This is a genomic window from Citrobacter sp. CK191 (genome assembly GCF_030333435.1).
GTDB lineage: Bacteria > Pseudomonadota > Gammaproteobacteria > Enterobacterales > Enterobacteriaceae > Citrobacter_B > Citrobacter_B koseri.
Window position 1 is genome coordinate 93,531 of sequence record NZ_JAOWFX010000030.1, and the last position, 18,679, is coordinate 112,209.

The 18,679-nt window shown below is 53.5% G+C and carries 15 protein-coding genes and 2 tRNA genes; 16 read left to right on the forward strand and 1 reads right to left on the reverse strand.

Features of this window, described 5'->3' with window-relative positions:
- The first annotated feature begins 80 nt into the window (after window positions 1–80).
- The 4 genes from folP (at window position 81) to OGV82_RS09905 (ending at window position 2,915) form a co-directional block, all read left to right on the forward strand.
- Window positions 81–929 (forward strand): dihydropteroate synthase, encoded by an 849-nt coding sequence (folP, locus tag OGV82_RS09890; protein WP_047460998.1) that lies wholly within the window; start codon window positions 81–83, stop codon window positions 927–929.
- Entirely contained in the window at window positions 922–2,259 is a 1,338-nt protein-coding gene (gene glmM, locus OGV82_RS09895; protein WP_012135308.1) for a phosphoglucosamine mutase, read from the forward strand. Before folP ends, glmM begins: the two co-directional genes overlap by 8 nt.
- A 227-nt stretch (window positions 2,260–2,486) precedes the next feature.
- A complete protein-coding gene (secG, locus tag OGV82_RS09900; RefSeq protein WP_012135307.1) occupies window positions 2,487–2,819 on the forward strand; it encodes a preprotein translocase subunit SecG in 333 nt (110 codons plus the stop codon).
- A gap of 9 nt (window positions 2,820–2,828) precedes the next feature.
- Window positions 2,829–2,915, forward strand: a tRNA-Leu gene (locus tag OGV82_RS09905).
- A 203-nt stretch (window positions 2,916–3,118) separates the two neighbouring features.
- Here OGV82_RS09905 and argG read toward each other — a convergent pair.
- Window positions 3,119–4,462: an argininosuccinate synthase gene (argG, locus tag OGV82_RS09910; protein ID WP_012135306.1), complete on the reverse strand. Its 1,344-nt coding sequence runs from the start codon at window positions 4,460–4,462 to the stop codon at window positions 3,119–3,121.
- A gap of 346 nt (window positions 4,463–4,808) precedes the next feature.
- Between argG and OGV82_RS09915 the strand changes: the two genes are divergently transcribed.
- The 12 genes from OGV82_RS09915 (at window position 4,809) to mtr (ending at window position 18,609) form a co-directional block, all read left to right on the forward strand.
- Window positions 4,809–4,885, forward strand: a tRNA-Met gene (locus OGV82_RS09915).
- Window positions 4,886–5,092: 207 nt separating this feature from the next.
- A complete protein-coding gene (rimP, locus tag OGV82_RS09920; protein ID WP_012135304.1) occupies window positions 5,093–5,545 on the forward strand; it encodes a ribosome maturation factor RimP in 453 nt (150 codons plus the stop codon).
- A gap of 28 nt (window positions 5,546–5,573) precedes the next feature.
- Window positions 5,574–7,061: a transcription termination factor NusA gene (gene nusA, locus OGV82_RS09925; RefSeq protein ID WP_012135303.1), complete on the forward strand. Its 1,488-nt coding sequence runs from the start codon at window positions 5,574–5,576 to the stop codon at window positions 7,059–7,061.
- 24 nt (window positions 7,062–7,085) lie between these two features.
- A complete protein-coding gene (infB, locus tag OGV82_RS09930) occupies window positions 7,086–9,770 on the forward strand; it encodes a translation initiation factor IF-2 (protein WP_047461002.1) in 2,685 nt (894 codons plus the stop codon).
- Between the two features lie 220 nt (window positions 9,771–9,990).
- The gene (rbfA, locus tag OGV82_RS09935) at window positions 9,991–10,392 is read left to right on the forward strand and encodes a 30S ribosome-binding factor RbfA (RefSeq protein WP_001040203.1); all 402 of its coding nucleotides are present in this window, start codon (window positions 9,991–9,993) and stop codon (window positions 10,390–10,392) included.
- Window positions 10,392–11,336 carry a tRNA pseudouridine(55) synthase TruB gene (truB, locus tag OGV82_RS09940; protein ID WP_012135299.1) on the forward strand — a complete coding sequence of 315 codons (945 nt, stop codon included), beginning with the start codon at window positions 10,392–10,394 and terminating at the stop codon, window positions 11,334–11,336. Before rbfA ends, truB begins: the two co-directional genes overlap by 1 nt.
- Window positions 11,337–11,488: 152 nt before the next feature.
- The gene (rpsO, locus tag OGV82_RS09945) at window positions 11,489–11,758 is read left to right on the forward strand and encodes a 30S ribosomal protein S15 (protein WP_003861789.1); all 270 of its coding nucleotides are present in this window, start codon (window positions 11,489–11,491) and stop codon (window positions 11,756–11,758) included.
- A gap of 246 nt (window positions 11,759–12,004) precedes the next feature.
- Window positions 12,005–14,140 carry a polyribonucleotide nucleotidyltransferase gene (pnp, locus tag OGV82_RS09950; RefSeq protein WP_047461008.1) on the forward strand — a complete coding sequence of 712 codons (2,136 nt, stop codon included), beginning with the start codon at window positions 12,005–12,007 and terminating at the stop codon, window positions 14,138–14,140.
- A gap of 109 nt (window positions 14,141–14,249) precedes the next feature.
- Window positions 14,250–15,134 (forward strand): lipoprotein NlpI, encoded by an 885-nt coding sequence (gene nlpI, locus OGV82_RS09955; protein WP_012135296.1) that lies wholly within the window; start codon window positions 14,250–14,252, stop codon window positions 15,132–15,134.
- Window positions 15,135–15,239: 105 nt separating this feature from the next.
- The gene (yrbN, locus tag OGV82_RS09960; RefSeq protein ID WP_010723222.1) at window positions 15,240–15,320 is read left to right on the forward strand and encodes a protein YrbN; all 81 of its coding nucleotides are present in this window, start codon (window positions 15,240–15,242) and stop codon (window positions 15,318–15,320) included.
- Window positions 15,313–17,211 carry an ATP-dependent RNA helicase DeaD gene (gene deaD / locus OGV82_RS09965; RefSeq protein ID WP_024130983.1) on the forward strand — a complete coding sequence of 633 codons (1,899 nt, stop codon included), beginning with the start codon at window positions 15,313–15,315 and terminating at the stop codon, window positions 17,209–17,211. The genes yrbN and deaD overlap by 8 nt, the downstream gene beginning before the upstream one ends.
- A gap of 153 nt (window positions 17,212–17,364) precedes the next feature.
- Entirely contained in the window at window positions 17,365–18,609 is a 1,245-nt protein-coding gene (gene mtr, locus OGV82_RS09970; RefSeq protein ID WP_047461011.1) for a tryptophan permease, read from the forward strand.
- Window positions 18,610–18,679 lie beyond the last annotated feature (70 nt).

Genomic DNA, 18,679 nt, shown 5'->3' on the forward strand with positions numbered 1-18,679 from the left:
ATTGATGACTCTGCTTCACCGAAACCCTGGGGCTTGCTCCGGGGTTTTTTATATTTGAAATAACATCAGAAGGATTAGCTATGAAACTCTTCGCCCAGGGCTCCACGCTGGATCTCTCTCACCCACACGTAATGGGCATCCTGAACGTCACGCCGGATTCTTTCTCCGATGGCGGGACGCACAATACGCTGGTGGAGGCGGTGAAGCACGCTAATCTGATGATTAACGCCGGAGCGACGATTATTGATGTCGGCGGCGAATCAACGCGACCTGGCGCGGCGGATGTCAGCGTTGAAGAAGAACTGGAACGCGTGATCCCGGTAGTTGAGTCCATCGCCCAGCGTTTTGAGGTATGGATTTCAGTGGATACCTCAAAACCGGAGGTGATTCGGGAATCGGCAAGAGTGGGCGCTCACATCATCAACGACATTCGCTCCCTCTCTGAACCGGGCGCGCTTGAGGCGGCGGCTGAGACTGGTTTACCGGTCTGCCTGATGCATATGCAAGGGCAGCCTAAAACAATGCAGGAAGCGCCAAAGTACGAAGACGTTTTTGCGGAGGTCAATCGCTACTTTATTGACCAAATAGCACGCTGTGAAAGGGCTGGCATCGCAAAAGAGAAATTGTTGCTCGACCCGGGATTCGGTTTCGGTAAAAATCTCTCCCATAACTATACGTTACTGGCACGTCTGGCGGAGTTTCATCATTTTAACCTGCCGCTGCTGGTGGGACTGTCACGTAAATCGATGATTGGTCAGTTGCTCAACGTCGGGCCCTCCGATCGTTTGAGCGGGAGCCTGGCGTGTGCGGTTATCGCCGCAATGCAGGGGGCGCATATCATTCGTGTCCATGACGTTAAAGAAACCGTAGAAGCGATGCGTGTGGTAGAAGCCACCCTGTCTGCAAAGGAAAATAAACGCTATGAGTAATCGTAAATATTTTGGCACCGATGGGATCCGTGGTCGTGTAGGCGATGCGCCCATTACTCCTGACTTTGTGCTTAAGCTGGGCTGGGCCGCAGGGAAAGTGCTGGCGCGTCATGGTTCACGTAAAATCATTATCGGTAAAGACACGCGTATTTCTGGCTATATGCTGGAGTCTGCGCTGGAAGCCGGTCTGGCGGCGGCGGGATTGTCTGCCTCTTTTACCGGCCCGATGCCGACGCCTGCGGTGGCTTACCTGACCCGAACCTTCCGTGCAGAGGCCGGGATCGTTATCTCCGCTTCGCATAACCCGTTTTATGACAACGGGATTAAATTCTTCTCCATTGACGGCACCAAACTGCCTGATGAAGTTGAAGAGGCTATTGAAGCTGAGATGGAAAAAGAGATCACCTGCGTGGATTCCTCAGAGCTGGGTAAAGCCAGCCGTATTGTGGATGCTGCGGGGCGCTACATTGAGTTCTGCAAAGGTACGTTCCCGAACGAACTGAGCCTGAATGAGCTGAAGATTGTTGTGGATTGCGCCAACGGCGCGACCTATCACATTGCACCGAACGTCCTGCGTGAACTGGGTGCGAATGTCATTGCGATTGGCTGTGAGCCGAACGGCGTCAATATTAATGAAGAAGTCGGCGCTACGGATGTGCGTGCGCTACAGGCGCGCGTGATCGCGGAGAAAGCCGATTTAGGGATCGCGCTGGACGGCGACGGCGATCGCGTGATCATGGTTGACCATGAAGGGAATAAAGTCGATGGCGATCAGATCATGTATATCATCGCCCGCGAAGGTTTGCGTCAGGGTCAACTGCGCGGTGGCGCAGTCGGTACGCTGATGAGCAACATGGGCCTGGAGCTGGCGTTGAAACAGCTGGGCATTCCGTTCGCGCGTGCTAAAGTCGGCGACCGCTACGTGCTGGAAAAACTGCAAGAAAAAGGCTGGCGTATTGGGGCGGAAAACTCCGGCCACGTTATTCTGCTGGATAAAACCACCACCGGTGACGGTATTGTCGCGGGGCTACAGGTTCTGGCGGCGATGGTGCGTAACCACATGAGTCTGCACGATTTGTGCAGCGGCATGAAAATGTTCCCGCAGATTCTGGTTAACGTACGTTATGCAGCCGGTAGCGGCGATCCGCTGGAGAATGACAACGTTAAGGCTGTGACGGCGGAAGTCGAAGCGGCGCTGGGAAATCGTGGTCGCGTGCTGCTGCGTAAGTCCGGTACTGAACCGTTAATTCGCGTAATGGTAGAAGGCGAGGATGAAGCGCAGGTTACTGAGTTTGCTCATCGTATTGCGGATGCCGTAAAAGCGGTTTAATCCTGGTGATAAGTGACTAAAAAGGCGGCGTTTGCCGCCTTTTTGTTGCAGGAAAAAGACCTTTTTGCTGTTTTTTTCCGCAGTTGATACAATGCACTAAAATTGCCCTTGCGAAGGTCATTCGCTTTGGTTAGTATTCACACCCGCTTCAGTGGGAAACAGTAAATTATCCCGCTTTATTGGTTGAAGCATTGGTATGCGGCAACTCCGCAAGGAACAGGTTGATTATGTACGAAGCTCTTTTGGTAGTTTTCCTTATTGTGGCAATTGGCCTAGTAGGCTTGATCATGCTACAGCAAGGTAAAGGCGCTGATATGGGAGCCTCCTTTGGAGCAGGCGCTTCCGCTACGCTGTTTGGTTCAAGTGGTTCTGGTAACTTCATGACCCGTATGACGGCTGTGCTGGCAACGCTGTTCTTCATCATCAGTCTGGCGCTGGGCAATATCAACAGCAACAAGACCAATAAAGGAAGTGAGTGGGAAAATCTGAGCGCTCCGGCAAAAACCGAGCAGACTCAGCCAGTTGCACCGGCACAGCCGAGCAGCGATATCCCACACTAAGATTTCCGTGCCGAGGTGGTGGAATTGGTAGACACGCTACCTTGAGGTGGTAGTGCCCAATAGGGCTTACGGGTTCAAGTCCCGTCCTCGGTACCAATATTCCGAAAGAAAGACGCTGAAAAGCGTCTTTTTTTTCGTCTGTATCTCGCGGGGGTTATAGACTTTGTTTTTGTCGGTTGGATAAGGCGTTTACGCCGCCATCCGACATGTTACGTAATGTGCCTGATGGCACTTTGTTTATCAGGCCTACACCGCCCAAAAAAGGCCGCTTACGCGGCCTTTAATCGTTGTCCGTTAACTTACTTGCCTTTGTTTTCCAGATTCTCAACCTGCGGCAAACCCGTAGCGGAAGAGGCGGAAAGCAGGCCTGACTGCGCATAACCAAACAGTTTTTCACGCGTATCGGTGATATCCAGGTTGCGCATCGTCAACTGACCGATACGGTCATCCGGCGAGAACACGGAGTCTCCTTTTTCCATCGTCAGACGCTCTGGTTTGTAGGTCAGATTGTCAGAGACGGTATTCAGGATCGAGTAGTCGTTACCACGACGCAGCTCCAGCGTGACTTCACCGGTAATCTGGCTGGCCACCCAACGTTGCAGACCGTCACGCAGCATCAGCGCCTGGGAGTCAAACCAGCGGCCCTGATACAGCAGTCGGCCTAACTGACGGCCATGCGCATGATACTGCTCGATCGTGTCTTCGTTGTGGATGCCGGTCAGCAGACGCTCGTAGGCAATATGCAGCAGCGCCATCCCCGGCGCTTCATAGATACCCCGGCTCTTCGCTTCGATGATACGGTTCTCAATCTGATCGCTCATACCCAGACCGTGACGGCCGCCGATACGGTTGGCTTCCAGCATCAGTTCAACATCATCGCTGAAGGTCTTACCGTTCAACGCGACAGGATGCCCCTGTTCAAAGCGCACGGTAACTTCTTCCGCCGGGATTTTCACGTTTTCATCCCAGAACTTGACGCCCATGATTGGATTGACGATCTTGACGCTGGAGTTCAGGAATTCCAGATCTTTGGCTTCATGGGTCGCGCCGAGCATGTTGGAGTCAGTGGAATAGGCCTTTTCGACGGACATCTTGTAGTCGAAACCGCAGGCAATCATAAACTCGGACATCTCATGACGACCGCCCAGCTCATCAATAAAGTCGGTATCCAGCCACGGTTTGTAAATCTGTAGCTCCGCGTTGGTCAACAGGCCGTAACGGTAGAAACGCTCGATGTCGTTTCCTTTATAGGTACTGCCGTCGCCCCAGATGTTAACACCATCTTCCTTCATCGCGGCGACCAGCATCGTGCCGGTAACGGCGCGGCCCAGCGGCGTGGTGTTGAAATAGGTCAGCCCGCCGGTGGTGTTATGGAAAGCGCCGCACTGAATCGCGGCGATCCCTTCGGCAACCAGCTGTTTACGGCAATCAATCAGGCGAGCGTTCTCTGCGCCGTATTCCATTGCGCGACGAGGAATGGCGTCATAGTCATCCTCATCCGGCTGACCCAGATTCGCAGTATATGCATAAGGGACAGCGCCTTTTTGTCGCATCCACAGCAGTGCAGCACTGGTGTCCAGGCCGCCGGAAAAAGCGATACCAATACGTTGACCTACCGGAAGATGCTTGAGAATCGTCGTCATAAATAAAACCCTGCTTGATAGACTGATGAAGAGATCGGCTTTCTGCTCTCAGTGCATTTTTATGCAAAATAAGTGAGTTTTCATTTAATCATCTTTTACGGATGACAGGAAGAGTTTAGTGATAATTTCGTTAAAAAACGGTATGGAGTGGCTTCTTTCCTGACTGGTACGGCTTCTTAACGGAGGCCGGGTTAGTATTCATTCATGTGCATATTATTAACGCGGTTGACATATCGCATATTGAATCAATATAATACGCGCAGATTTTACGTCCCGTCCTCGGTACCAAATCCCAGCAGTATTTGCATCTTTTACCCAAAGCGAGTAAAATTTGCCACGTTTCAGGCGCGGGGTGGAGCAGCCTGGTAGCTCGTCGGGCTCATAACCCGAAGGTCGTCGGTTCAAATCCGGCCCCCGCAACCACTTTCCCTTAGAGTTCTTTTTCAAATATACTGTGAAGACTTAGGCCTTCGTAGCTGGATTTGAAAAAAATTCTTTCGGAAGGTTCTCCAGACCGCAGTTGCGGTTATAGGGTTCAGTTATCTAAAGCCCCGATTTATCGGGGTTTTTTGTTATCTGACTACAGAATAACTGGGCTTTAGGCCCTTTTTTTATGTCTTGGGGGTGGGCTTGTCCACATTAGAGCAAAAATTAACAGAGATGATTACAGCGCCAGTTGAAGCCTTAGGTTACGAACTGGTCGGCATCGAATTTATTCGCGGTCGCACATCCACACTGCGCATCTATATTGATAGTGAAGATGGCATCAATGTTGATGATTGTGCTGATGTGAGTCACCAGGTGAGCGCGGTGCTGGATGTCGAAGATCCCATCACTGTGGCATACAACCTGGAAGTCTCCTCGCCAGGTCTCGACCGTCCTATGTTCACGGCTGAGCACTACGCGCGTTTCCTGGGTGAAGAAGTGACGCTGGTACTTCGTATGGCGGTACAAAACCGTCGTAAATGGCAGGGCGTTATCAAAGCGGTTGACGGTGAAATGATCACTGTCACAGTCGAAGGTAAAGATGAAGTGTTCGCGCTGAGTAATATCCAGAAGGCGAACCTGGTTCCCCACTTTTAATAGTCTGGATTGAGGTGAAAAGCCCGCGATGAACAAAGAAATTTTGGCCGTTGTTGAAGCCGTTTCCAATGAGAAAGCGCTGCCACGCGAGAAGATTTTTGAAGCGCTGGAAAGTGCGCTGGCTACAGCAACGAAGAAAAAATACGAACAAGAGATCGATGTTCGCGTACAAATCGATCGTAAAAGCGGTGATTTCGATACCTTCCGTCGTTGGTTAATCGTAGAAGAAGTCACGCTGCCGACAAAAGAAATTACGCTGGAAGCGGCGCGTTTTGAAGACGAAAGCCTGAACCTGGGCGACTACGTTGAAGATCAGATTGAATCTGTCACCTTTGACCGTATCACCACCCAGACGGCAAAACAGGTTATCGTACAGAAAGTTCGTGAAGCCGAGCGTGCGATGGTGGTCGATCAGTTCCGCGAGCACGAAGGCGAAATCATCACCGGCGTGGTGAAGAAAGTAAACCGCGACAACATCTCTTTGGATCTGGGCAGCAATGCTGAAGCCGTGATCCTGCGTGAAGATATGCTGCCGCGCGAAAACTTCCGTCCTGGCGACCGTATTCGTGGCGTTCTGTACTCCGTTCGCCCGGAAGCGCGCGGTGCGCAACTGTTTGTGACACGTTCCAAACCGGAAATGCTGATCGAGCTGTTCCGTATTGAAGTACCGGAAATCGGCGAAGAAGTCATTGAGATTAAAGCGGCGGCTCGCGATCCAGGTTCCCGTGCGAAAATCGCGGTGAAAACCAACGACAAGCGTATCGATCCGGTCGGCGCCTGTGTGGGTATGCGTGGTGCGCGCGTTCAGGCCGTTTCTACTGAACTGGGCGGCGAGCGTATCGATATCGTCCTGTGGGATGATAACCCGGCGCAGTTCGTGATTAACGCGATGGCGCCAGCAGACGTCGCTTCTATCGTGGTGGATGAAGATAAACACACCATGGATATCGCTGTTGAAGCCGGTAATCTGGCTCAGGCGATCGGACGTAATGGTCAGAACGTCCGTCTGGCTGCGCAACTGAGCGGCTGGGAACTTAACGTGATGACGGTTGATGACTTGCAGGCTAAGCATCAGGCTGAAGCACATGCAGCGATCGATACCTTCACCAAATATCTCGATATTGATGAAGAGTTCGCAACCGTACTGGTTGAAGAAGGTTTCGCGACGCTGGAAGAATTGGCCTACGTGCCAATGAAAGAACTGCTGGAAATCGACGGGCTGGATGAACCGACCGTTGAAGCGCTGCGCGAGCGTGCCAAAAACGCACTGACCACTCTGGCACTGGCCCAGGAAGAAAGCCTTGGTGATAACAAACCGTCTGACGATCTGCTGAATCTGGAAGGATTGGGTCGCGACCTGGCATTCAAACTGGCTGCCCGTGGTGTTTGTACGCTGGAAGATCTCGCTGAGCAGGGCATTGATGATCTGGCTGATATCGAAGGGTTGACCGACGAAAAAGCCGGTGAGCTGATTATGGCTGCCCGTAATATTTGCTGGTTCGGCGACGAAGCGTAATAAACTGTAGCAGGAAGGAACAGCATGACAGATGTAACCGTAAAAGCGCTGGCCGCAGAGATACAGATCTCCGTGGATCGCCTGGTACAGCAATTCGCTGATGCCGGTATCCCGAAGTCTGCTGATGACTCTGTGTCCGCACAAGAAAAACAGACTTTACTGGCTCACCTGAATCGTGAAAATGGTTCAGGGCCGGATAAGTTGACGCTGCAACGTAAAACGCGCAGCACGTTGAATATTCCAGGTACCGGTGGAAAAAGTAAATCGGTACAAATCGAAGTCCGCAAGAAACGCACCTTTGTGAAACGCGATCCGCAAGAGACAGAACGTCTCGCTGCGGAAGAGCAGGCGCAGCGTGAAGCGGAAGAGCAAGCCCGTCGTGAGGCAGAAGAAACAGCCAAACGCGAGGCGCAACAAAAAGCTGACCGTGAGGCCGCAGAACAAGCTAAACGTGACGCCGCTGAAAAAGCGAAACGTGAAGCTGCGGAAAAAGACAAAGTGAGCAATCAACAGACTGACGATATGACCAAAACCGCCCAGGCCGAAAAAGCCCGCCGTGAAAATGAAGCAGCAGAGCTGAAGCGTAAAGCGGAAGAAGAAGCGCGTCGCAAACTTGAAGAAGAAGCGCGTCGCGTAGCAGAAGAAGCTCGCCGCATGGCGGAAGAGAACAAATGGACTGATAACGCGGAGCCGACTGAAGACACCAGCGATTATCACGTTACCACGTCTCAACACGCCCGCCAGGCCGAAGACGAAAACGACCGTGAAGTTGAAGGCGGCCGTGGTCGTAGTCGCAATGCGAAAGCAGCGCGTCCGGCGAAAAAAGGCAACAAACACTCTGAATCGAAAGCCGATCGTGAAGAAGCCCGTGCGGCCGTTCGCGGCGGTAAAGGCGGTAAAAACCGTAAAGGTTCTGCTCTGCAACAGAGCTTCCAGAAACCGGTTCAGGCTGTTAACCGTGACGTTGTGATTGGTGAAACCATCACCGTTGGCGAGCTGGCGAACAAGATGGCGGTAAAAGGCTCTCAGGTCATCAAAGCGATGATGAAGCTGGGCGCGATGGCAACCATCAACCAGGTCATCGACCAGGAAACCGCACAGCTGGTTGCTGAAGAGATGGGCCACAAAGTTATCCTGCGTCGTGAAAACGAGCTGGAAGAAGCGGTAATGAGCGACCGTGATACAGGTGCGGCGGCAGAACCGCGTGCTCCGGTTGTGACCATCATGGGCCACGTTGACCACGGTAAAACCTCTCTGCTGGACTACATTCGTTCAACGAAAGTTGCCTCTGGCGAAGCGGGCGGCATTACCCAGCACATCGGTGCTTACCACGTTGAAACCGACAACGGTATGATCACCTTCCTGGATACCCCGGGTCACGCCGCGTTTACCTCTATGCGTGCTCGTGGTGCGCAGGCAACGGATATCGTTGTTCTGGTTGTGGCGGCAGACGACGGCGTGATGCCGCAGACCATCGAAGCTATCCAGCACGCGAAAGCGGCGGGTGTGCCGGTTGTGGTTGCGGTGAACAAGATCGATAAGCCAGAAGCCGATCCGGATCGTGTTAAAAACGAACTGTCCCAGTACGGCATCCTGCCGGAAGAGTGGGGCGGCGAAAGCCAGTTCGTCCACGTATCTGCAAAAGCGGGTACCGGCATCGACGAACTGCTGGATGCAATCCTGTTGCAGGCTGAAGTCCTCGAATTGAAAGCAGTTCGTAAAGGCATGGCGAGCGGCGCGGTAATCGAATCCTTCCTGGATAAAGGTCGTGGTCCGGTTGCAACCGTCCTGGTTCGTGAAGGTACGCTGAACAAAGGCGACATCGTCCTGTGTGGCTTCGAATATGGCCGCGTTCGTGCAATGCGTAACGAACTGGGTCAGGAAGTACTGGAAGCGGGTCCGTCCATTCCGGTTGAGATCCTGGGTCTGTCCGGTGTTCCGGCTGCCGGTGATGAAGTGACCGTGGTTCGTGACGAGAAGAAAGCCCGTGAAGTTGCGCTGTATCGTCAGGGTAAATTCCGTGAAGTTAAACTGGCGCGTCAGCAGAAATCTAAACTTGAGAACATGTTCGCTAACATGACCGAAGGCGAAGTTCATGAAGTGAACATCGTATTGAAAGCGGACGTTCAGGGCTCTGTGGAAGCGATCTCCGACTCTTTACTGAAACTGTCTACCGACGAAGTGAAAGTGAAGATCATCGGTTCCGGCGTAGGTGGTATCACCGAAACCGACGCAACCCTGGCTGCTGCATCCAACGCGATCCTGGTTGGCTTCAACGTGCGTGCCGATGCCTCTGCGCGTAAAGTGATTGAAGCGGAAAGCTTGGATCTGCGCTACTACTCCGTCATCTATAACCTGATCGACGAAGTGAAAGCGGCAATGAGCGGCATGCTGTCTCCAGAACTGAAACAGCAGATCATTGGTCTGGCTGAAGTCCGTGACGTGTTCAAATCACCGAAATTTGGCGCTGTCGCAGGCTGTATGGTTACTGAAGGTACGATTAAACGCCACAACCCGATCCGCGTACTGCGCGACAACGTGGTTATCTACGAAGGCGAGCTGGAATCCCTGCGCCGCTTCAAAGATGACGTTAACGAAGTCCGTAACGGCATGGAATGTGGTATCGGCGTTAAGAACTACAACGACGTTCGCGTTGGCGATATGATCGAAGTGTTCGAGATCATCGAGATCCAACGTACTATCGCGTAATCTTCGTCGTCTTTCGGGCCGCCACTGCGTTGGCTACGTGCGTTCACCCCGGTCACATAGTTATCTATGCTCCCGGGGATTCACACCCTTGCCGCCTTGTTGCAACCCAAAATACTTAGAAGATTGTTTTGCGTAGGCCGGGTAAGCGAAGCGCCACCCGGCATGAAATTTAAAAAGGGGCTTTTGGCCCCTTTTTTGTCTTTATTCTGGAGAATTTATTATGGCGAAAGAATTTGGTCGCCCGCAGCGCGTAGCCCAGGAAATGCAAAAAGAGATCGCTATCATCCTGCAACGCGAAATTAAAGATCCGCGTCTTGGCATGATGACCACCGTTTCCGGTGTGGAGATGTCCCGCGATCTGGCCTATGCCAAAGTGTATGTCACCTTTCTGAACGACAAAGATGAAGACGCGGTAAAAGCGGGCATCAAAGCGTTGCAGGAAGCGTCTGGCTTTATCCGTACCCTGCTGGGGAAAGCGATGCGTCTGCGTATCGTGCCGGAACTGACCTTCTTCTACGACAACTCGCTGGTTGAAGGGATGCGTATGTCTAACCTGGTGACTAACGTGGTGAAACATGACGAAGAACGTCGTGTGAACCCGGACGACAGCAAGGAGGACTAATGAGTCGTCCTCGTCGTCGTGGTCGCGACATTCACGGCGTCCTGCTGCTGGATAAGCCGCAGGGCATGTCCAGCAATGACGTCTTGCAGAAAGTAAAACGCATCTATAACGCCAACCGTGCCGGACATACCGGCGCGCTGGACCCGCTGGCGACGGGCATGTTGCCCATCTGCCTTGGGGAAGCGACAAAGTTTTCGCAGTATCTGCTGGATTCTGACAAACGTTACCGCGTGATTGCCCGCCTGGGGCAGCGTACCGACACCTCCGATGCCGATGGTCAAATCGTGCAGGAACGTCCGGTAACCTTCAGCGCAGAGCAGTTAGCTGCCGCGCTGGAGACGTTCCGTGGCGATATCGAGCAGATTCCATCGATGTATTCGGCGCTGAAGTATCAGGGCAAGAAGCTCTACGAATATGCGCGTCAGGGGATTGAAGTTCCCCGTGAAGCCCGCCCGATTACCGTTTACGAACTGCTGTTTATTCGCCACGAAGGGGATGAACTGGAGCTGGAGGTTCACTGCTCGAAGGGCACCTACATTCGCACCATTATCGATGATTTGGGTGAGAAACTTGGGTGTGGCGCGCATGTGATCTTCCTGCGACGTCTGGCGGTCAGTAAATATCCGGTTGACCGTATGGTCACGCTGGAACAGCTACGTGAGCTTGTTGAACAGGCGGAACGGCAGGATATTCCGGCTGCGCAACTGTTAGATCCGCTGCTGATGCCGATGGACAGTCCGGCTTCGGACTATCCAGTTGTCAATCTTCCTTTAACGTCATCGGTTTACTTTAAAAACGGTAACCCGGTACGGACGACAGGCGTGCCGCTTGAAGGGCTGGTTCGCGTGACGGAAGGTGATGACGAAAAATTTATTGGCATGGGCGAAATCGACGATGAAGGCCGCGTGGCGCCTCGTCGGTTAGTGGTTGAGTACCCGGCGTAATGCTGCTCCGTCTTGCGATAACAGGGCGCTACGAGTAGAATACCGCCGCTTAACGTCACGTAAATTTTTTAACAAGTTCGCGCGGCGTTTACATGGGGTCGCTGAATTAGAGATTGGCACCCTTTCATTCTTTATTATTTTTGGAGTTCATCATGTCTCTAAGCGTTGAAGCTAAAGCTAAAATCGTTTCTGAGTTTGGTCGTGGTACTAACGACAGCGGTTCTACCGAAGTTCAGGTTGCTCTGCTGACTGCACAGATTAACCACCTGCAGGGCCACTTTGCAGAGCACAAAAAAGATCACCACAGCCGTCGTGGTCTGCTGCGCATGGTTTCTCAGCGTCGTAAACTGCTCGACTACCTGAAACGTAAAGATGTTGCACGTTACACCGCGCTGATCGAGCGTCTGGGTCTGCGTCGCTAATTCTTGCGAGTTTCAGAAAGAGGGGGCCTTCATGGCCCCTTTTTTCAACCAGACGGCAGCAATTCACTGGAAACTAATGTATTGTTGCTATGGATGATCTTCCGTTGCAGAGGTTCGCGCGGCTAATGAGAGGCTTCACCCAAAGAGCATGGGTTAGGGTTGTCATTAGTCGCGAGGATGCGCAGAAGATCGGGTATTAACGATGGCGCCTGAGTGTGCCGTCAAAAATTAAGAAAGGGTATTATTTTGCTTAATCCGATCGTTCGTAAATTCCAGTACGGTCAGCATACCGTTACGCTGGAAACTGGCATGATGGCGCGTCAGGCAACTGCCGCCGTTATGGTAAGCATGGATGACACTGCGGTATTCGTTACCGTTGTTGGTCAGAAAAAAGCGAAGCCGGGCCAGGATTTCTTCCCGCTGACCGTTAACTATCAGGAGCGTACTTACGCTGCTGGCCGTATCCCGGGCAGCTTCTTCCGTCGTGAAGGCCGTCCGAGCGAAGGCGAAACCCTGATCGCGCGTCTGATTGACCGCCCGGTTCGTCCGCTGTTCCCGGAAGGCTTCGTTAACGAAGTTCAGGTTATCGCAACCGTCGTTTCCGTTAACCCGCAGGTTAACCCGGATATCGTCGCGATGATCGGTGCTTCTGCCGCGCTGTCTCTGTCCGGCATTCCGTTCAACGGCCCGATTGGCGCCGCGCGTGTTGGTTATATCAATGACCAGTATGTACTGAACCCGACTCAGGACGAACTGAAAGAAAGTAAGCTGGACCTGGTGGTTGCCGGTACTGAAGCGGCTGTTCTGATGGTTGAATCCGAAGCAGAACTGCTGAGCGAAGACACCATGCTGGGCGCCGTGGTATTCGGCCACGAGCAGCAGCAGATTGTGATTCAGAACATCAACGATCTGGTGAAAGAAGCGGGCAAACCGCGTTGGGACTGGCAGCCGGAAGCGGTAAACGAAGCGCTGAACGCGCGCGTTGCTGCGCTGGCCGAAGCTCGCCTGAGCGACGCTTACCGTATCACCGACAAACAGGAGCGTTATGCTCAGGTTGACGTGATCAAATCTGAAACCATCGCTGCGCTGGTTGCAGAAGACGAAACCCTGGACGAAAACGAACTGGGCGAAATCCTGCACGCTATCGAGAAAAACGTTGTTCGTAGCCGCGTACTGGCCGGCGAGCCGCGTATTGATGGCCGTGAAAAAGACATGATCCGTGGCCTGGACGTGCGTACTGGCGTGCTGCCGCGTACTCACGGTTCCGCGCTGTTCACTCGTGGCGAAACGCAGGCGCTGGTCACGGCGACGCTGGGTACCGCTCGTGACGCGCAGGTTCTTGATGAACTGATGGGCGAACGCACTGACAGCTTCCTGTTCCACTACAACTTCCCTCCGTACTCCGTTGGCGAAACCGGCATGGTCGGTTCTCCGAAGCGTCGTGAAATTGGTCACGGTCGTCTGGCGAAGCGCGGCGTTCTGGCAGTTATGCCGGAAATGGACAAATTCCCGTACACCGTTCGCGTGGTGTCTGAAATTACCGAATCCAACGGGTCTTCCTCTATGGCTTCCGTGTGTGGCGCTTCCCTGGCGCTGATGGACGCAGGCGTGCCGATTAAAGCGGCCGTTGCGGGTATCGCGATGGGTCTGGTGAAAGAAGGCGACAACTTTGTTGTTCTGTCTGACATCCTGGGCGACGAAGACCACCTGGGCGATATGGACTTCAAAGTGGCGGGTTCCCGCGACGGTATCTCTGCGTTGCAGATGGATATCAAAATTGAAGGTATCACCAAAGAGATCATGCAGGTTGCGCTGAACCAGGCAAAAGGTGCGCGTCTGCACATCCTGGGCGTGATGGAACAGGCGATCAACGCGCCACGTGGCGACATTTCTCAGTTCGCTCCGCGTATCCACACCATCAAGATCAACCCGGACAAGATCAAAGACGTTATCGGTAAGGGCGGTTCTGTTATCCGTGCTCTGACCGAAGAAACCGGCACCACCATCGAAATCGAAGATGACGGTACGGTGAAGATCGCGGCGACCGACGGCGAAAAAGCGAAACATGCAATCCGTCGTATCGAAGAGATCACTGCGGAAATCGAAGTGGGCCGTATCTACAATGGTAAAGTGACCCGCATCGTTGACTTTGGCGCGTTTGTTGCCATTGGCGGCGGTAAAGAAGGTCTGGTACACATCTCTCAGATCGCTGACAAGCGCGTAGAGAAAGTGACCGATTACCTGCAAATGGGTCAGGAAGTACCGGTTAAAGTTCTGGAAGTTGATCGCCAGGGCCGCGTACGTCTGAGCATTAAAGAAGCAACTGAGCAGTCTCAACCAGCTGCTGCGCCGGAAGCTCCGGCAGCAGAACAGGGCGAGTAAGGTTGCCATTTGCCCTCCGCTTTGGCGGAGGGCCTTTGACCCGGCAGGACGCCTTGTCAGCAACCGGGGAACAGGACGTTCATTCAATCGTTGTCTTCGGGAGTGGGAAATGAAGCCTTTTTTGCGCTGGTGTTTCGTTGCGACAGCACTCACGCTGGCAGGATGCAGCAACTCTGCCTGGCGTAAGAGTGAAGTCCTCGCGGTGCCATTGCAACCGACTTTGCAGCAGGAAGTGATTCTGGCACGCATGGAACAAATTCTTGCCAGTCGGGCTTTAACCGATGACGAACGCGCACAGCTTTTATATGAGCGCGGAGTGTTGTATGATAGTCTGGGTCTGAGGGCATTAGCGCGAAATGATTTTTCACAAGCGCTGGCAATCCGACCGGATATGCCTGAAGTATTCAATTACTTAGGCATTTATTTAACGCAGGCAGGCAATTTTGATGCTGCCTATGAAGCGTTTGATTCTGTACTTGAGCTTGATCCAACTTACAACTACGCGTACTTAAATCGCGGTATCGCATTGTATTACGGCGGTCGCGACAAGTTAGCGCAAGATGATCTGCTGGCGTTTTATCAAGACGATCCCAATGATCCTTTCCGCAGCCTGTGGCTTTATCTCGCTGAGCAGAAGCTCGATGAGAAGCAGGCGAAAGAAGCGTTAAAGCAACGCTTCGAGAAATCGGATAAAGAACAATGGGGATGGAACATTGTCGAGTTCTACCTGGGCAACATTAGCGAAGCAACGCTGATGGAACGCCTGAAGGCGGACGCAACGGATAACACCTCGCTCGCTGAGCATCTCAGTGAAACCAACTTCTATTTAGGTAAGTATTACCTAAGTCTGGGGGATTTGGACAACGCTACGGCATTGTTCAAACTGGCGGTGGCTAACAACGTTCATAACTTTGTTGAGCACCGATACGCATTGTTGGAATTATCGCTCCTGGGCCAGGACCAAGATGACCTGGCAGAATCGGACCAGCAATAGCTGACGTACACATCAGCCCGTAATCTTTTTGATTGCCATCACCTTCACGGGTGAGGGCGTTGTTGTTCGTTAATACACCTACTTTGAGCCGGTTCACACTTTTCAATGAAAATTGCAGATCAATTTCATGATGAGTTATGTAGACTGGCCGCCATTAATTTTGAGGCACACGTACTACATGGCTGAATTCGAAACCACTTTTGCAGATCTGGGCCTGAAGGCTCCTATCCTTGACGCCCTTAACGATCTGGGTTACGAAAAACCATCTCCAATCCAGGCAGAGTGCATCCCGCATCTGCTGGGCGGTCGCGATGTTCTGGGTATGGCCCAGACCGGTAGCGGCAAAACCGCAGCGTTCTCCTTACCGCTGCTTAACAATCTTGATCCTGAGCTGAAGGCACCTCAGATTCTGGTGCTGGCACCGACCCGCGAACTGGCGGTTCAGGTTGCTGAAGCCATGACGGATTTCTCTAAACATATGCGCGGCGTGAACGTGGTTGCCCTGTACGGCGGCCAGCGTTATGACGTGCAGTTACGCGCCCTGCGTCAAGGGCCGCAGATCGTTGTCGGTACGCCGGGACGTCTGCTTGATCACTTAAAACGCGGCACGCTGGATCTCTCTAAACTGAGCGGTCTGGTGCTGGACGAAGCCGACGAAATGCTGCGTATGGGCTTCATCGAAGACGTTGAAACCATCATGGCGCAGATTCCTGAAGGTCATCAGACCGCGCTGTTTTCTGCCACCATGCCGGAAGCGATTCGTCGCATTACCCGCCGCTTTATGAAAGAGCCGCAGGAAGTGCGCATTCAGTCCAGCGTGACCACACGTCCTGACATCAGCCAGAGCTACTGGACTGTCTGGGGCATGCGTAAAAACGAAGCGCTGGTGCGTTTCCTGGAAGCTGAAGATTTTGATGCGGCGATTATCTTCGTTCGTACTAAAAATGCGACCCTGGAAGTGGCTGAAGCGCTGGAGCGTAGCGGTTACAACAGCGCTGCACTGAATGGCGACATGAACCAGGCGCTGCGTGAGCAGACTCTGGAGCGTCTGAAAGACGGTCGTCTGGATATCCTGATTGCAACTGACGTTGCGGCCCGTGGCCTGGACGTTGAGCGCATCAGCCTGGTTGTAAACTACGATATCCCGATGGACTCCGAGTCTTACGTTCACCGTATCGGCCGTACCGGTCGTGCGGGTCGTGCTGGCCGCGCGCTGCTGTTCGTTGAGAACCGCGAGCGTCGTCTGCTGCGCAACATTGAACGCACCATGAAGCTGACCATCCCGGAAGTGGAACTGCCGAACGCAGAACTGCTGGGCAAACGCCGTCTGGAAAAATTTGCAGCGAAAGTTCAGCAGCAGCTGGAAAGCAGCGATCTGGATCAGTACCGCGCACTGCTGGCGAAAATCCAGCCGACCGAAGAAGGCGAAGAGCTGGATCTCGAAACGCTGGCTGCCGCACTGCTGAAAATGGCGCAGGGCGAACGCACGCTGATCGTACCGCCGGATGCGCCGATGCGTCCTAAACGTGAATTCCGTGACCGTGATGACCGTGGTCCGCGCGATCGTAACGATCGTGGCCCGCGTGCTGATCGTGGTGACCGTGAAGATCGCCCGCGTCGTGAACGTCGTGACGTTGGCGATATGCAGCTGTACCGCATTGAAGTGGGCCGTGATGACGGTGTTGAAGTGCGTCATATCGTTGGCGCGATTGCTAACGAAGGCGACATCAGCAGCCGTTACATTGGTAACATCAAGCTGTTTGCTTCCCACTCCACCATTGAGCTGCCGAAAGGTATGCCGGGTGAGGTGTTGCAGCACTTTACGCGCACCCGCATCCTGAACAAGCCGATGAACATGCAACTGCTGGGCGATGCGCAACCGCATTCCGGTAACGAGCGTCGTGGCGGTGGTCGTAGCTTCGGTGGCGAGCGTCGTGAAGGCGGTCGTGGTTTTGGCGGCGAACGTCGTGAAGGTGGCCGTGGTGATGGTCGTCGTTTCAGCGGTGAGCGTCGTGAAGGCCGTGCGCCGCGTCGTGACGACTCCACCGGTCGTCGTCGTTTCGGCGGTGATGCGTAATTCACGCTAAATCGCGGTCTCGCACCGTAAAGTAAAATATACAGCCCCGATGATTGCGATCGGGGCTTTTTTTATTTCCTTTGTACTCGTGTACTGGTACAGTGCGACACAATAAAATGTAGTCGCAATATTATTCACTGGAGAGAGGGCTGAATGGCAACACTAACCACCACCCAAACGTCACCTTCGCTGCTTGGCGGCGTGGTGATCATCGGCGGCACCATTATTGGCGCGGGAATGTTCTCCCTGCCGGTGGTCATGTCCGGTGCGTGGTTCTTCTGGTCGATGGCGGCGTTGGTGTTTACCTGGTTCTGTATGCTGCATTCCGGGCTGATGATCCTCGAAGCCAACCTCAACTACCGGATTGGCTCCAGCTTTGACACCATCACCAAAGACCTGCTGGGTAAAGGCTGGAACGTGGTGAATGGGATCTCTATTGCCTTTGTGCTCTATATCCTGACCTACGCCTATATCTCGGCGAGCGGCTCGATTCTGCATCATACCTTTGCTGAAATGTCGCTGAACGTTCCGGCGCGGGCGGCAGGTTTTGCGTTTGCGTTGCTGGTGGCCTTTGTCGTCTGGTTGAGTACGAAAGCGGTTAGCCGGATGACGGCGATTGTGCTGGGCGCGAAAGTCATCACCTTCTTTCTGACCTTCGGCAGTCTGCTGGGGCACGTCACGCCGGCGACGCTGTTTAACGTGGCCGAAAGCAATGCGTCTTACACGCCGTACCTGCTGATGACATTGCCGTTTTGTCTGGCGTCGTTTGGTTATCACGGCAACGTGCCAAGCCTGATGAAATATTACGGTAAAGATCCGCGTACCATCGTGAAATGCCTGGTGTACGGTACGCTGATGGCGCTGGTGCTGTATACCATCTGGCTGTTGGGTACGATGGGTAATATTCCGCGCCCGGCGTTTATCGGTATTGCGCAGCAGGGCGGTAATATTGATGTGCTGGTACAGGCGCTGAGCGGCGTACTGAACAGCCGCAGTCTGGATCTGCTGCTGGTGGTGTTCTCTAACTTTGCGGTGGCGAGTTCGTTCCTCGGCGTGACGCTCGGTCTGTTTGACTATCTGGCGGATCTGTTTGGTTTTGATGATTCGGCGCTGGGGCGCTTCAAAACTGCGCTGCTGACTTTCCTGCCGCCGGTGATTGGCGGTCTGCTGTGGCCGAACGGGTTCCTGTATGCTATTGGCTATGCGGGGCTGGCGGCAACCATCTGGGCAGCCATTGTTCCGGCTCTGCTGGCGCGAGCTTCACGCCAACGCTTCGGCAGCCCGAAATTCCGCGTCTGGGGCGGCAAGCCGATGATTGCGCTGATTCTGGTATTCGGTATCGGCAACGCGCTGGTGCATATTCTGTCGAGCGTGAACTTGTTACCAGTGTACCAGTAAGTTTGTTGTGCCGGATGGCGGCTACGCCTTATCCGGCCTGAACAATCTCGTAGGCCCGGTAAGCGAAGCG

Excerpts from the sequence above, each read along its gene's own strand:
- folP (WP_047460998.1), top strand. The coding sequence starts at position 81 with ATGAAACTCTTCGCCCAGGGCTCCACGCTGGATCTCTCTCACCCACAC.
- glmM (WP_012135308.1), top strand. The coding sequence starts at position 922 with ATGAGTAATCGTAAATATTTTGGCACCGATGGGATCCGTGGTCGTGTA.
- secG (WP_012135307.1), top strand. The coding sequence starts at position 2,487 with ATGTACGAAGCTCTTTTGGTAGTTTTCCTTATTGTGGCAATTGGCCTA.
- argG (WP_012135306.1), bottom strand. The coding sequence starts at position 4,462 with ATGACGACGATTCTCAAGCATCTTCCGGTAGGTCAACGTATTGGTATC.
- nusA (WP_012135303.1), top strand. The coding sequence starts at position 5,574 with ATGAACAAAGAAATTTTGGCCGTTGTTGAAGCCGTTTCCAATGAGAAA.
- infB (WP_047461002.1), top strand. The coding sequence starts at position 7,086 with ATGACAGATGTAACCGTAAAAGCGCTGGCCGCAGAGATACAGATCTCC.
- rbfA (WP_001040203.1), top strand. The coding sequence starts at position 9,991 with ATGGCGAAAGAATTTGGTCGCCCGCAGCGCGTAGCCCAGGAAATGCAA.
- truB (WP_012135299.1), top strand. The coding sequence starts at position 10,392 with ATGAGTCGTCCTCGTCGTCGTGGTCGCGACATTCACGGCGTCCTGCTG.
- rpsO (WP_003861789.1), top strand. The coding sequence starts at position 11,489 with ATGTCTCTAAGCGTTGAAGCTAAAGCTAAAATCGTTTCTGAGTTTGGT.
- nlpI (WP_012135296.1), top strand. The coding sequence starts at position 14,250 with ATGAAGCCTTTTTTGCGCTGGTGTTTCGTTGCGACAGCACTCACGCTG.
- yrbN (WP_010723222.1), top strand. The coding sequence starts at position 15,240 with ATGAAAATTGCAGATCAATTTCATGATGAGTTATGTAGACTGGCCGCC.
- deaD (WP_024130983.1), top strand. The coding sequence starts at position 15,313 with ATGGCTGAATTCGAAACCACTTTTGCAGATCTGGGCCTGAAGGCTCCT.
- mtr (WP_047461011.1), top strand. The coding sequence starts at position 17,365 with ATGGCAACACTAACCACCACCCAAACGTCACCTTCGCTGCTTGGCGGC.